This window comes from Cloacibacterium sp. (assembly GCF_047601505.1).
Taxonomy (GTDB): Bacteria; Bacteroidota; Bacteroidia; order Flavobacteriales; family Weeksellaceae; genus Cloacibacterium.
In genome coordinates this window covers 244,557-258,556 of sequence record NZ_JASGJD010000001.1, presented here as the reverse complement: position 1 = coordinate 258,556, position 14,000 = coordinate 244,557, and the positions used below count along the sequence as shown (strand labels likewise).

Annotated in this window: 15 protein-coding genes; 4 read left to right on the top strand and 11 right to left on the bottom strand. The window is 32.3% G+C overall.

What is annotated here, in order from left to right; genetic code table 11:
* Positions 1-79 precede the first annotated feature (79 nt).
* The 8 genes from QM746_RS01145 to QM746_RS01110 form a co-directional block, all read right to left on the bottom strand.
* Positions 80-814: a sulfite exporter TauE/SafE family protein gene (locus QM746_RS01145; RefSeq protein WP_414982534.1), complete on the bottom strand. Its 735-nt coding sequence runs from the start codon at positions 812-814 to the stop codon at positions 80-82.
* Complete coding sequence (locus QM746_RS01140) at positions 805-1,257, bottom strand: FixH family protein (RefSeq protein ID WP_414982533.1); 453 nt, start codon at positions 1,255-1,257, stop codon at positions 805-807. The genes QM746_RS01145 and QM746_RS01140 overlap by 10 nt, the downstream gene beginning before the upstream one ends.
* Positions 1,258-1,274: 17 nt before the next feature.
* Positions 1,275-2,720: a cytochrome c oxidase accessory protein CcoG gene (ccoG, locus tag QM746_RS01135; RefSeq protein WP_414982532.1), complete on the bottom strand. Its 1,446-nt coding sequence runs from the start codon at positions 2,718-2,720 to the stop codon at positions 1,275-1,277.
* Positions 2,721-2,794: 74 nt separating this feature from the next.
* The gene (locus tag QM746_RS01130; RefSeq protein ID WP_414982531.1) at positions 2,795-3,661 is read right to left on the bottom strand and encodes a c-type cytochrome; all 867 of its coding nucleotides are present in this window, start codon (positions 3,659-3,661) and stop codon (positions 2,795-2,797) included.
* Positions 3,662-3,666: 5 nt separating this feature from the next.
* Entirely contained in the window at positions 3,667-3,867 is a 201-nt protein-coding gene (locus QM746_RS01125; RefSeq protein ID WP_414982530.1) for a CcoQ/FixQ family Cbb3-type cytochrome c oxidase assembly chaperone, read from the bottom strand.
* A 29-nt stretch (positions 3,868-3,896) separates the two neighbouring features.
* Complete coding sequence (gene ccoN / locus QM746_RS01120) at positions 3,897-6,170, bottom strand: cytochrome-c oxidase, cbb3-type subunit I (RefSeq protein ID WP_414982529.1); 2,274 nt, start codon at positions 6,168-6,170, stop codon at positions 3,897-3,899.
* A 20-nt stretch (positions 6,171-6,190) separates the two neighbouring features.
* Positions 6,191-6,358, bottom strand: a complete 168-nt coding sequence (ccoS, locus tag QM746_RS01115; RefSeq protein ID WP_414985104.1) for a cbb3-type cytochrome oxidase assembly protein CcoS — start codon at positions 6,356-6,358, stop codon at positions 6,191-6,193.
* Positions 6,359-6,504: 146 nt separating this feature from the next.
* Positions 6,505-8,877 carry a heavy metal translocating P-type ATPase gene (locus tag QM746_RS01110; protein WP_414982528.1) on the bottom strand — a complete coding sequence of 791 codons (2,373 nt, stop codon included), beginning with the start codon at positions 8,875-8,877 and terminating at the stop codon, positions 6,505-6,507.
* A 105-nt stretch (positions 8,878-8,982) separates the two neighbouring features.
* Between QM746_RS01110 and QM746_RS01105 the strand changes: the two genes are divergently transcribed.
* The 4 genes from QM746_RS01105 to QM746_RS01090 all read left to right on the top strand — a co-directional run bounded on the left by QM746_RS01105 (position 8,983) and on the right by QM746_RS01090 (position 11,613).
* The gene (locus QM746_RS01105) at positions 8,983-9,696 is read left to right on the top strand and encodes a Crp/Fnr family transcriptional regulator (RefSeq protein WP_374364980.1); all 714 of its coding nucleotides are present in this window, start codon (positions 8,983-8,985) and stop codon (positions 9,694-9,696) included.
* A 77-nt stretch (positions 9,697-9,773) separates the two neighbouring features.
* Positions 9,774-10,589 carry a 3-methyl-2-oxobutanoate hydroxymethyltransferase gene (panB, locus tag QM746_RS01100; protein WP_414982527.1) on the top strand — a complete coding sequence of 272 codons (816 nt, stop codon included), beginning with the start codon at positions 9,774-9,776 and terminating at the stop codon, positions 10,587-10,589.
* Positions 10,589-10,918 (top strand): hypothetical protein, encoded by a 330-nt coding sequence (locus tag QM746_RS01095; protein WP_414982526.1) that lies wholly within the window; start codon positions 10,589-10,591, stop codon positions 10,916-10,918. The genes panB and QM746_RS01095 overlap by 1 nt, the downstream gene beginning before the upstream one ends.
* Entirely contained in the window at positions 10,918-11,613 is a 696-nt protein-coding gene (locus tag QM746_RS01090; protein ID WP_414982525.1) for an RluA family pseudouridine synthase, read from the top strand. Before QM746_RS01095 ends, QM746_RS01090 begins: the two co-directional genes overlap by 1 nt.
* Here the strand turns inward: QM746_RS01090 and QM746_RS01085 are convergent.
* Genes QM746_RS01085 through QM746_RS01075 form a run of 3 tightly spaced genes read right to left on the bottom strand, consistent with a single transcriptional unit; the run spans position 11,610 to position 13,997 of the window.
* The gene (locus QM746_RS01085) at positions 11,610-13,004 is read right to left on the bottom strand and encodes a hypothetical protein (RefSeq protein ID WP_414982524.1); all 1,395 of its coding nucleotides are present in this window, start codon (positions 13,002-13,004) and stop codon (positions 11,610-11,612) included. The two genes, QM746_RS01090 and QM746_RS01085, sit on opposite strands and share 4 nt — an antisense overlap.
* Positions 12,997-13,536 carry an RNA polymerase sigma factor gene (locus QM746_RS01080; RefSeq protein ID WP_414982523.1) on the bottom strand — a complete coding sequence of 180 codons (540 nt, stop codon included), beginning with the start codon at positions 13,534-13,536 and terminating at the stop codon, positions 12,997-12,999. The genes QM746_RS01085 and QM746_RS01080 overlap by 8 nt, the downstream gene beginning before the upstream one ends.
* Positions 13,537-13,583: 47 nt before the next feature.
* Positions 13,584-13,997 (bottom strand): hypothetical protein, encoded by a 414-nt coding sequence (locus QM746_RS01075; protein ID WP_414982522.1) that lies wholly within the window; start codon positions 13,995-13,997, stop codon positions 13,584-13,586.
* Positions 13,998-14,000 lie beyond the last annotated feature (3 nt).

Below are 14,000 nucleotides of genomic sequence, written 5' to 3'. Positions count from 1 at the left end.
GCAAATGTAGAAATTAATTTTAATTAACCAAATGTTTTTTCAAAAAAAGTAAAATTTATTGAAAGCAAGAATGTGAAAATTAATGACAATTTTCGTTTGAATTTTTATCACTATTCATGTGTTTTTCTACTTTTAGAGCTTCTTTTTTGGGAGAAACATAAGGAATCCCGAGTTCCATTCCTCTTAAAATAAAAAGTGCACCAAGTATCAACATAAAAACTGGAACAATTTTCAAAATTTTATTTCTAACCGTTGCATTTAAGATGTTGCCAAATAAAACAGCGGCAAACATAAAAGGAAATGTTCCTAACCCGAAAAATACCATAAAAGTTGAACTTTGCCAAATTCCACCTGCAGCTAAACTTGCTGTTAGTGCCATGTAAACCATTCCACATGGTAAAAATCCGTTCAAGATACCTGTTAAAAAACGAGAAGAATAATCTGTTTTTCTGAGGAGTTTTCCTAAATTAATTTTAACTTTTAAAAGAGCATTGCTAATTGCTGGGATTTTTGAGGTGAAATCTCCACCAAATGAAAATAATGCCATTGTGATGAGAAGTATGCCTGCAAGAATGCTGATGTATTTTTGAAATCCTGCCAACTGAAATCCTTCGCCTACAATTCCTACAATTGCTCCTAGAAAACTATAAGTAAGAATTCTGCCAAGTTGATAAGTAAGATTTTGGAGATGAAAATTTACTTGTTGTTTTTTAGACAAACCTAATGAAAGCGCAATTGGACCGCACATACCAAGGCAATGAAAACCAGATGCGAAGCCTAAACCAAGAGCTGCAAAAATTAGGGTTATTTCCATACTAATTCATAATCTACTTGATAATCAATATCAGATTTTTTCCATCTAACTTTTAAAGTGTAAGAACCTGTACTTAACATTTCTTTTGGGACTAAAAAAGAATTATTGCTATCTAAGTTTACGTTTTGTTTTTTGTCTTTTTCCTTATCATTGGTGCTGTAAAGTTCAAAATGAACTTGTTGACCAGCATCTATGGTTTCTTTAGGAAAAGCAATTCTTATTCCGTAAGGCAATTGTGCAAAAAATGGTTTTTGAGACAGTTGGTCTGCATTTTTTTTTGCATCAATTACTTTTTGATATTCTAGTTCGTCTTGATAATAGTTGTCTGAAACTAAGTCAGAAGTTTGTTTACCAATCGGGAATATAAAAATGAGATATAGAATAAAACCTATAAAACAAGCTAGAGCTAAAGCAATACCATGCCCCCAAGTGAATTTTTTCATTTAAAATAAATTAAATATTAGAATTGTAATTTAAAAGGACCTTCAAAATAGGTGTCAAAAGTATCTAAAAGTTTACCATTTTCATAAACACCAATGGTGATATTTTGTCTTGGCTGGCTAATGTCAGCTTCTGGGAAACTAATATTTACAGTACCTTTTAGAAGGTTATCTCTTTTCAGCAAAATTACATTTTCTCCACTGAAAATAACTTCACCTTTGGCAGGTTTTATTACTTTTATTGTAACAGTATGGTCTTTATTAGATTTGTTAAGAAAGGTATAATTGTAGGTGTTATTAATTCTGCCGTCTTTTACATAGTATGTACTTCCTGCAGGTTTAATAAATTTAGCTTCCAATGTTCCTCTGTTGTTTAATAGATAACCCAAAAATCCTAATAAAGCTAAAAGAACTACGCTGTAAGCCTTCATTCTGGTAGTAAATTTGAATTTTTCTTCTTTTTCTATTTCATCTTGAGTAGCGTATCTTATAAGCCCTTTTGGAAGTCCAGTTTTCACCATTACTTCGTCACAAGCGTCTATACACATTGTACAATTGATGCATTCTAGCTGTTGTCCGTTTCTAATATCTATACCAGTAGGGCATACTACCACGCATTGATTACAATCTATACAATCTCCTTTTCCTGCTGCTTTTCTATCTTCTCCTTTTCTCCATTTTGCACGGTTTTCTCCACGATTGAAGTCGTAGAAAACGTTAATAGTTTCTTTGTCTATTAAAACACCTTGTAATCTACCATAAGGACAAACTAGCGTACAAACTTGCTCTCTGAACCACGCGAAAACAAAATAAAACAAACCCGTGAAAATAATCATTACAATAAAGTTTGTAGGATAAACTACTGGACCTTCTTGCATTATTTTGAGGACATCTTGGTAGCCAACAATGTACATAAACATCCAATGCGTAATAATTAAAGAAATAATTACGTAAATAGACCATTTAAGTGTTTTTTTCCAGATTTTTTCGCCTGTCCAAGGTTGGTTTGCGAGTTTTATTTGCTTATTTCTGTCGCCTTCAATCCAATATTCAATTTTACGGAAAACGCCTTCCATAAAGATTGTTTGAGGACAAATCCATCCACAGAAAATTCTTCCGAAAACTACGGTAAATAGGATAATGAATACTACAGATGTAATGGCACCCAACGCAAGAATAAAGAAATCTTGCGGATAGAATGGTTGCCCTATGATAAAAAATTCTCTATCAATAATATTGATTTTGAGAAATGGGTTTCCATTTAATTTTATAAACGGAAGGATAAAGAAAATGGCTAATAAAAAGAGAGTTACTAAGTCTCTGTAGTTAGTGAATTTTCCTTTTGGTTTTTTGGGATAAACCCATTTTCTTGTTCCGGATTGTTCAATTGTAGCAACAGAATCTCTGAATGTTTCAGCTTCTACTACTGCACCAGTACCTAGTGGTTGTTCTTCTATATTAGCCATTTTGTATATTTTATTTATTATAAAAAATTAACTTTTCATATTTTTATAACAAATATACCAATTAAAAAACGTTATTATTTTTCCCAAGTAACTTTGTCTCCTTGAGGAGCTGCGCCTCCTACAGCGTCTGCTTGTTCTTGGTTGATGTGGTAAACGTATGCTGCTACTTTTTCTATATCAAAACCAGTAAGGACACCGTTTTTACCCCAAGCTTGCATCTGTGTACCAGCTACACCATTTTCTACAATATGGAAAACATTTTTAAATAATGTTTTTTCAGGATGGTTTTTCCAATAATCATCAGTTAGGTTTGGTCCAATACCACCTTTACCACCTTCCATGTGACAAGAGACACAGTTTGTTTTGAAAATTTGCTCGCCTTCTGCAATATTGTCTGCAGAGTATTTTGCATTATCAATTGTTGGAGGAGGTGTATTTTTCATCCATTCTGCAACTGAGGCAATTTCTTGTTTATGTTCTGCTTCGTATTCTTTATCTGGGTGAGCAAAATCGGTAAGTCCATAAGCAAATAAATATACTACTGCGTATGCTACACCGAAGTAGAATAAACCTATCCACCATTTTGGTAATTGGTTATCTAGCTCCATAATTCCATCAAAACCGTGGTCTATAAGGATGTCTTTTTCTTCAACATCAGATTGTTTTTTGAAAGCACTATCATAAACTCTTTTGAAGAATGGAATTTCTTTTTCTTTAAGGAAAGCAGCTTTTTCATCTGCTGTCATTAATTTGAATCTTTCGTTTTCTGCTAATCCGGAGATTGCATTTCCTATGAACGCTAAGATAACTCCTATTACTACAGTTCCCCAGAAATAAGGAGAAGATAGGAAAGAGGTATTCTGCACGAACATGTAGAATAATACAACTAAGATAAATACTATTATTACTATATTTAGAATTACGGGTGTTCTATGTTTCATGACTTTTAATTTTTTAGAACTTGATTATTTTCGTCATCTCCTTCTAAAGGAGCTTTTTCTACATCCTCATAATATTTTTTTGGCTTACTAATTACGAAATAAATAGTAGCAACGAAAAATAAGATAAAAAGTATCATAGAAAGTGTTTGGTAGAAACCTGCATTTTCTACATTGGCTAATATATCTTTAAAATTACTTGGTATCATATCGAAAAAACTCCTTTATAAAAGATTTATTAATTATTGCTAGCTGTTTTTACTTCAGATGTTTTAATATCTGTTCCTAATCTTTGTAGGTAAGCAATTAGCGCTACAATTTCACGTTTTTCTAGTGGTACGAATTTATCACCCTCTTTCGCTTTTTGATCTTCAATAGCAGTTTTAATGCTAGGGTCACCAGAGTAGATTCCTTCTACTACTTTAGCCGCTTGTTCATCAGCTAGTTTGTTAGCATTAGTGACTTCAGCATCAGAGTAAGGAGCTCCGAAAACATTTTTAAGAAGAGCAATTTTATCTTGAGTTTTAGATCTGTCTAATTCGTTGTAGATTAACCATGGATATCTCGGCATGATAGAACCTGGAGAGGTAACTCTTGGGTTTAGCATGTGTTTGAAATGCCATGTATCTGGGTTTTTACCACCTTCTCTGTGTAAATCTGGTCCTGTTCTTTTAGAACCCCAAAGGAAAGGTCTGTCGTAAACAAATTCTCCAGCTTTAGAGTATTGTCCGTTTTTACCATTAAATCTTACTACTTCATCTCTAAATGGTCTAATCATTTGGGAGTGGCAAGCATTACATCCTTCTCTAATGTATAAGTCTCTACCTTCCAATTCTAGTGGAGAGTAAGGTTTAACAGAAGCAATCGTAGGAACATTGTCTTTTACTGTAAGCGTAGGAATAATTTCTATAGAACCGCCTACTGCTAATGCTAAGAAAGCTAATAGTGATAAATATAGAGGCATTCTTTCTAACCAAAGGTGTTTTCCTTCTCCTTCTTTTCTTGCATTTCCAATTTTTGCAAGTGCAGGAGCTTCAACAGGAACTTCTTTTTGGAAAGAACCTTGTCTAACAGTTGCAATTAAGTTTATTACCATTAATATAGAACCTAAGAAATATAATAAACCTCCGAAGAATCTCATTTGATAATACGGAATTACAGCAGTTACAGTATCTAACCAGTTTTTGTATAGTAAAGTACCATCAGGATTAAATTGTTTCCACATTAAACCTTGTGTGAATCCAGAAATATACAATGGTATTGCGTAGAAAATGATACCAAGTGTACCTAACCAAAAATGCCAGTTAGCTAATTTTACAGACCATAATTTTGTTCTCCATAAGATAGGAAGTAAATAATATAGCATACCAAAAGCCATAAAACCATTCCATCCTAAAGCACCAATATGTACGTGTCCAATTACCCAATCGGTAAAGTGACCAATTTTATTTAAAGTTTTTGTAGCTAAAAGAGGTCCTTCGAATGTAGCCATACCATAACACGTAACTGCTACTACAAAGAATTTTAGAACAGGATTTTCTCTTACCTTATCCCAAGCTCCTCTTAAAGTTAATAGACCATTAAGCATACCTCCCCAAGATGGCGCAATAAGTGCAATAGAGAATGTAGTTCCTAATGCCTGAGCCCAAGATGGTAAAGCTGTATAAAGTAGGTGGTGAGGCCCAGCCCAAATATATACGAAAATTAATGACCAGAAGTGTATAATAGAAAGTTTGTATGAAAATACAGGTCTTTCAGCAGCTTTTGGCATAAAATAATACATTAAACCAAGTACTGGAGTTGTAAGGAAGAATGCTACTGCATTGTGACCATACCACCATTGTACTAATGCATCTTTTACACCTGCATAAGCAGAATAAGATTTCCAACCTGTAAATGATAATGGCACTTCTAAATTGTTGAAAACGTGCAACATTGTAATACCTACCCAAGTGGCAATGTAAAACCAAATTGCTACGTATAAGTGTCTTACTCTTCTTTTGGCAATAGTACCGAACATATTAATACCAAAGATAATCCAAACCACGGCAATCATAATGTCGATTGGCCATTCGTGTTCTGCATACTCTTTAGAGGTATTAATACCCATTAAGAAAGTAATAACTACTGATACAATTACCAATTGCCAACCCCAGAAGTTAATCCAAGAAAGAACATCACTAAACATTCTTGCTTTTAATAATCTCTGAAGTGAGTAATAAACACCTGCAAAAATACAGTTCCCTACGAATGCGAAAATTACAGCACTTGTATGTAACATTCTCAATCTACCGAAACCAAATGCCCCTTGTGTTTTTACCAATCCCATAATATTACTGCTAACGCTAACTGTAGGGTCATCAGTACCGAAAATGTATTCCGGAAGCTCTGGGAAGAATAGCAATGATGCAACGATTAACCCTACCAAAAAGCCTACCACTCCGAAGGCTACCATGGCATACAGGAAAGCGCGCACAATGCTGTTGTCATAACTAAACTTTTGTGTTTCCATATTAACTAATCACTTTAATTTTATTCTTTATCTTCAGTTTTATCTTCTTTATCTTGTTTTTCAAAATTTTTGTCTTCTAACAGAATTCTCACAGCATGTGATTCATCATCTTCAAACTGACCACTTTTAGCACTGACAATAAAGATTATCAGGAAGACAACAGCTAATGAAACGCTGCAAATGATCATTAAGTATAGGATTTCCACTATTTCGCAAATATATACGGATTTTTGTGTCCAAATTTAAGGATTTTTGATGACTTTCGTCATAACTTGTTAAAAATAGTTAATTTATAAAAATTCTAAATAAGATATTTTTGTCTTAATTTGTTTTTTTAGAAATATTTCCTAGCTCTTAACCATGTTGATAATGAGGTGAATGCAACTACACTTATTGAACTTAGAGGCATAATAATAGCTGCTACAAGTGGAGACATTTTGCCTAGAACAGCTATGCTAAGACCTACAACATTGTACAATAAACTTACGGCAAAAGTCATTTTTACAATTGTCATTGCATCTTTTGTAAGCGAAAAATAACCAAAAAGTTTAGTTAGCACGTCGCCATTCATAATAACATCCGAACTTGGCGTGAAAGAATTACTATCATCTGCAATGGCAATTCCAATGTTGCTTTGTTTTAGAGCTCCAGCATCATTTAATCCATCACCAAGCATAGCAACTTTTTTGCCTTTTTCTTGTAGTGCTTTAATGTATTCTAATTTATCTTCTGGAGATTGATTAAAATACATTTGAGTAATATTTGGGATTAGGCTTTTCAAAGCATCTTCTTCGGAAGAATTGTCGCCACTAAGAACGTGTATTTCGTAATGGTTAAGATTTTTTGCCATTTCTGCTAAACCTTCTCTGTATTCATTCTTGAAGATGAATTTTCCTAAAAAATCTTCGTCACGTTGTATGTAAACTGCCGTTTCTAATGATTTGGATTGTTGCGATGTAAAACTTGCAGAACCTATTTTGTATTTTTTGCCTCTTAATTCAGCTTGATAGCCTTTCCCCGAGATTTCTACAAAATTTTCTATTGGTAAATAATCGTCTTCGATTTCTAAAAATTCGTAGAGAGATTTAGAAAGCGGATGGTTAGAGTTTTTGAGTAAAGATTTAATGTTTTTTAAATCAAATTCAGAGATTTCTTCACCTTCAAAAGTAATGCTGGCTTTTTTGTTATAAGTTATCGTTCCTGTTTTATCAAACACTAAAGTGTCTATTTTTGCCATTTTTTCGATGGTAAGAGCGTCTTTTACATACATTTTATTTCTGCCGAGAATTCTCATGATATGTCCCATTGTAAAAGGTGTTGAAAGCGCCAAAGCACAAGGACAAGCCACAATAAGAATGGCAGAAACTACTTGAAACATTTTTTCAAAATCTATTTGATACCAATAAATTCCAGCTAAAAGTGTAATTCCTAAAATGATGAATGTAAAATATTTTGAGATTTTATTTACCAAGGTGTCTAGTCCAAGTTCTTCTTTTCGGAAGGCTTCTTTGTTCCAAAGTTGTGTAAGGTAGCTTTGGTTAACGGTTTTTATTACTTCTAATTCTAAAATAGAACCAATTTGTTTTCCGCCAGCGAAGATTTTATCTCCCGGATTTTTAGAAATTGTAGCACTTTCTCCAGTGATGAAACTGTTGTCAATATTTCCTTCTCCGTTAATTAAAACGGCATCTACAGGTATTATTTCTTGATTTCTAACCAAAATTCTATCGCCAACTTTAATTTCCGAAAGCAAAATATTTTGCTGTTTACCTTCGAAATCTACTTTTGTTACAGCAATAGGATAAAAAGATTTGTAATCTCTGTCATAAGAAAGCGCACTGTAGGTTCTTTTTTGAAAATATTTCCCAATCAGCATAAAAAATAACAAACCGCAAAGGGTGTCAAAATATCCAGGGCCATAATCTGTAGTGATTTCGTAAACGCTTCTTCCGAAAAGCACCAAAATTCCTAAAACGATAGGAACGTCTATGTTTACAATTTTATTTTTTAACCCAAACCAAGCAGATTTGTAGTAATCCGATGCAGAATAAAAAACAACAGGAAGTGCCAATAAAAATGTTAAAAATCTAAAAAAAGGAGCATATTCTTTTAGCCAATAATCTGATGCAGAACCAGTGTTTAGGTATTCGGGGAATGCGAACATCATGGCGTTGCCAAAAGCGAAGCCTGCAATCGCCATTTTGATAACCAAACTTCTATCTACAGGAGCTTCTTTTTTGTCTGCGGTTTCTAAAGAAATTACAGGTTTATAACCAAGATTTGTAAGAAATTTGGAGAGTTCACTTAAGCTTAATTCGTTTTGATTGAATGAAACTTGTAGTGTTTTTTTTGTGAAATTAACTTGCGAAAATTTTATATTAGAATTAAGGTCGCTTAAGCTTTCTAAAAGCCAAATGCAAGAGCTACAATGTATAACTGGGATTTTGAAAGTGATAACAGTGGTGTTTCCTTCCGAAAAATCTACCACTTTTTCAAAAATTTCTGGTGTATCAAGATAATCAAACTGTGTGGAACTTTCGTCTGGTCTTATCCCTGAACTTTTATTGAGTTCATAAAAATTTCCTAGATTATTTGCATTTAAAATCTCGTAAACAGATTTGCATCCGTTACAGCAAAACGCCTTTTCATCGAATGAAATTCTATCTTTTTGTATTTCTTGTCCGCAGTGGAAACAATTTTCTGTCATGTAATTAATAAATATGCAAAAATAATACAAAAATATATTATGATAAATTTTAAAAAATTCGTATTTTCGCTGACTAATATCATATAACTATATACCTTAATTCTTATGTCGTTAGAGAAGCAACAGTTCATAGAAAGTAAATTCCTTAGTGTTTTTAATGACAAGTCTTTCAAAGAGATTTTATCTAAAGAAGATTATAATAAATACATAGAAGCAAGAAAAACAGTTTTCTTCAATAAAGGAGAAGCTCTTTTTGAGGAAGGTAACAATGTAGATGGAGTTTATTTCATAGAAAATGGAACTGCTAAGCTCTACAAATTAGGGTTCAATAGAAAAGAACAAATCTTAAGATTTATAAAAGAAGGAGATATTATTGGCTATAGAGCACTTTTGATAGGTGAAGCTTACCAAGCAACAGCAGAAGCAATGAGTGATTTGCAAGCGATTTTTATCCCGACTGATGTTTTTTTACACCTTTTAGAAGTAGATTCTCAACTTTCTTATGCCATGCTTCAAAAAATTTCTTTTGAATTGGGAGAAAGTTCTAATACTGTAACTTTCCTTGCACAGAAAACAGTAAGAGAAAGATTGGCAGAAGTTCTTTTACTTTTAGAGCAGAAATTAGGAACAGACCCAGAAGGTTTTATCAGAATTTCTCTAACAAGAGAAGAAATTGCAAACTTAATTGGTACCGCTACAGAAAGTGCAATTAGATTAATCTCTGAGTTTAAACAAGACGATTACATTGCTGTAGAAGGCAGAAATATAAAAATTCTAAACCACGAAAAACTAAAAAAACTAGGTCACGTAGTTCTTTAGAATTTAAAATTGAAAAATTTAAATGTCGGCTTTTGGTCGACTTTTTTTTATAGCATTAAATTAAAAATAAATACAAAATGTCTGTACATTCTGAAATAAAAAAAGTAACCACAGAAACCTTGCGTAAAATGAAATTCGACAAGGAAAAGATTACGATGCTTACTGCGTATGATTATACAACTGCCAAAATGGTAGATGCAGGTGGCGTAGATGCCGTTTTGATTGGTGATTCTGCTTCTAATGTAATGGCAGGTCACGAAACTACGCTTCCTATAACTTTAGACCAAATGATTTACCATTCTCAATGTGTAGTGAGAGGTGTAGATAGAGCTTTAGTAGTGGCAGATTTGCCTTTTGGTACTTATCAGTCAGACCCTCAAAAAGCTTTAGAATCTGGGGTTAGAATGATGAAAGAATCTGGAGCACATGCACTTAAAATTGAAGGAGGCGAAGAAATTGCAGAATCTGTTTCAAGATTAGTAAATGCAGGAATTCCTGTAATGGGACATCTTGGACTTACGCCTCAAAGTATTTACCAGTTCGGAACGTATAAAGTAAGAGCAAAAGAAGATGCAGAAGCAGAAAAACTGCTGAAAGATGCTAAAATATTAGAAGAATTGGGATGTTTTGCTGTTGTTTTGGAAAAAATTCCTGCAAAACTAGCAAAAAAAGTTACCGAAAGTATAAGCATCCCAACAATAGGAATTGGTGCAGGTTCAGATTGCGACGGCCAGGTTTTGGTATTTCATGATATGGTAGGTATGAATAAAGGTTTTTCGCCTAAATTTCTCAGAAGATATTTAGATTTGTATTCCGAAATTACAGGTGCCGTTTCTCAATACGTTAAAGATGTAAAAGAGGTATCTTTTCCTAATCAAGAAGAAAGTTACTAATGAAATTGAATTCTTTAATTTTAGGTTTATTATTTTTCGCAACGGCTATTAGTCTTTTATTGTGCTGGTTGCCAATCTTTTCGGTAGAAACGAATGATTTTTTATATCAAAAGTTGTTTTACATTCTGATGGGATTATCGTTGATGGTAGAAGCAACAATGTTTAGCGGAAAAACCGTAAAGATTTTATTGGTTTTATCAGGAATTGGAACAATAGCAGGAGTAATGTTTTCACAACAAAATGAAACATTTTTGTCAATTAAAAATATTTCGCTTTTATTGGGTTTTGTAATTACTATTTTTCATGTAAATGATATAAAAAGAGATTGATGAATTATAAAGATTTTGGAAAAGAACAAATCCTCTTTGAAGATAATCATCTTCTTGTTATCAACAAAAAAGTGGGGCAATTGGTTCAAGGTGATAAAACTGGCGATGAATCTTTATTGGATTCCATCAAAAATTTTATCAAAGTTAGAGAAAACAAGCCTGGAAATGTTTTTCTTGGTTTGGTTCATCGTATAGATAGACCTACTTCTGGTTTGGTAGTTTATGCTAAAACTTCCAAAGCGCTTTCTAGACTTACTCAAATGGTGAAAAACCGCGAGATTAAGAAAACGTATTGGGCAGTTGTAGCCAAAGAAATGATTCCGCAATCACAAAGATTGGTGCATTATCTCAAAAAAAACGAGAAAAATAATAAAGCTATCATTTTTACAAAACCAACTGAAGGTGCAAAAGAAGCAATTCTTACTTATCATCTCATCCAATCTTTAGATAATTATCTCCTTCTGGAAATAGATTTAGAAACAGGACGTCATCATCAGATAAGAGCGCAACTTTCCAAAGCTGGTGTTTCTATAAAAGGAGATTTAAAATATGGTTCGCCACGTTCTAACTCAGATGGTGGAATTAATTTACATGCCAGAAAATTAGAATTTATACATCCTGTAACCAAAGAAAATATAGAAATTACAGCTCCAGTTCCTCAGAATGATGCAGTTTGGAGAGCTTGTGAAGATTAAAATTGATAAACAAAACCTGTGTAAATTCCAATAAAATATGGTTTTACGTTGGTGGTTTCAGATTGATATGTGTTAATTTGGTATTTAAAAACTGGTTCTAAAAATAGATTATATTTCCCCTTTAATAAATATTGAAAGTTAAAACCAACATTGCCGCTATAATGAATATTGTTGATATTATTGGCTTTTCCAATTTCGGTATTTCCGTTGGCAGACATTAAAAATATTTTGTTTTTTTCTAAAAAATAAGTACTAAAACCAGTTACGGAGCTTATTTTTAGTTTTTTAGAATATAAAGGATAAGAAATTTCGAAAGGAACTTCAATAAAAGATAATTCCTGACGAATTTCACCATTGTTAAGATTATTCATGCCATAATATGCTGCCAAATCTGCAGAAACTTGATTGTTTGCAATGATAATATTATTCAAATTATTGTTCGGGCTTACATTTTTAAGCGTATAAAGGTCTTCTAAAGAAGCAATGGACGTTTTTACAAAGCTGATATTTTTGGTGTTATTATTTAAATTGAGATAATGAATTCCGCTTCTTAATTTTATTTTTTCAGTAATTGCATAATCAGCATTTACACCAAAACTCAAGTTATCGTTATACACATTTTTATTGTTGTCTAGTTTTTGGTCAATAGCAGAACCTCCGCTCGAAAAAGCAAGTACAGGCGCAGCAAAAGCAGAAACCGAAAATTTATTTTCTTTCTTTGCTTTTTTAATTTCTTTTTCAATTTTTTTGTTTAAAATATCATTGTTTTCCGGTTCATTTTTTGCTAAAACCAAAGAATCATTGCGTTGCATTTTTTCTAACGCAATGTTTTGATTGTTTGTATTTTCAAGCGTTGTTTTGTTGTCTGTTTTTGTATAATTTATTTCTGTATTTGCTTTATTTTTATCTTTCTCTAAAGCTAAATCTATCTTTTTTTGTGCTAAATGTTTTTCAAAAGATTTAGCATTTTCTTTAAGAATTTGGTTGGTAGCAAAAGTATTTGAATTATCATTTTTAAATTCCTTAATGATTTCTTTTTTAGGATTTATTTCTAATTGTTCCGAACTTTTTTGATTTGAGTTTGATTCTAAAGAATTGTTATAATTTATAGGTTTAGATTCTGATGTTTTACCAGAATTTGATGTAATCTCATGGTTGTTTTTGCTGTTTTTTTCGTCATTGGTAAATAAGAAAAGTCCTAAAATAACCAACGCAGCAATGCTAGAAATTGTAGCTGCTGTTTTAAACCAAAAAAGAGGAATAATTCTTTTCTTTTCTTCCTTTTCTTGAAGTTTTTCGGAAATAAAATCCCAAGATTCTGAAGGAGGTGTTGCTTCAAAATCTTTTAATTTTTCCTGAAAAATTTGCTCTATGTCTTTTTTATTATTCATGATGATAAAGCGTATTTTTCTGTTGTTGCATTATTTTTTGTTTCAAAATCATTTTGGCTCTGCTCAGGTTAGATTTGCTGGTTCCTTCTGAAATGGCGAGCATTTTGGCAATTTCTTTGTGGCTGTAATTGTCTAAAACATATAAATTGAAAACCAATCGGTATTGGTCTGGTAATTCTTGTATTAGTTTTAGAAGTTCTTCAATGGGGATTTCTTCTTCTATTTTTTGCTCTTCTTCCAACTCTGAAAATTCTTCTTGATGAGAAAAAACTAAATTTTTTTTATACTGATTAATACAGTAATTAATGGTGATTTTTTTTGCCCAAAAATCTATTCTAGAACTCTCGGACAATTGTTTTAAATTCTTAAAAATGAGTAAAAAACTTTCTTGTAAATGATCTTTAGCTTCGTCGCTATTTCTGGCATATTTAAGGCAAACACCAAACAGTTTTGGAGCCAAATATTGGTATAACTGGCGCTGCGCAACTGCTTGGTTTTGTATGCAAGAAGAAATAATCTGCTCTAGATTCATTCAATAAGGTTAATACTTTTCTAAAATACTAATTTTATTGCTAATAACTATTGTACAATAATCTGTTTGTCAATCCAAAGGTCATTTCCTGCGGTGTCTTTTCCGTTCCAAAATTTAAAAGTATATGTGCCTTTTTCTATTGGTCTAAAATTAAATTGACTTGCTCCTACATAAGTTGCTTGAGTGCAGTTTTCATTTACTTCATAAGAATAAGATGTAATTAATCTATTGAAACCATCTGTTCTGTAATCATAATCATAGAATTTATGACAGCCAGAGCCATAGTTAGAATATGTTTTGATGGTTTGTACGTCGTACAAATTCATTGTTTGCAGCGGAATTTTCACACTGTCTATTTTAATTCTATTAATTTCTATAGGTTCTACGTTTTCTCTGTCTAAACAAGATTGTAAACCAATAAACAAGGCGAAAATGCCTAAAGCTTTAAATAAATTTTTCATAAA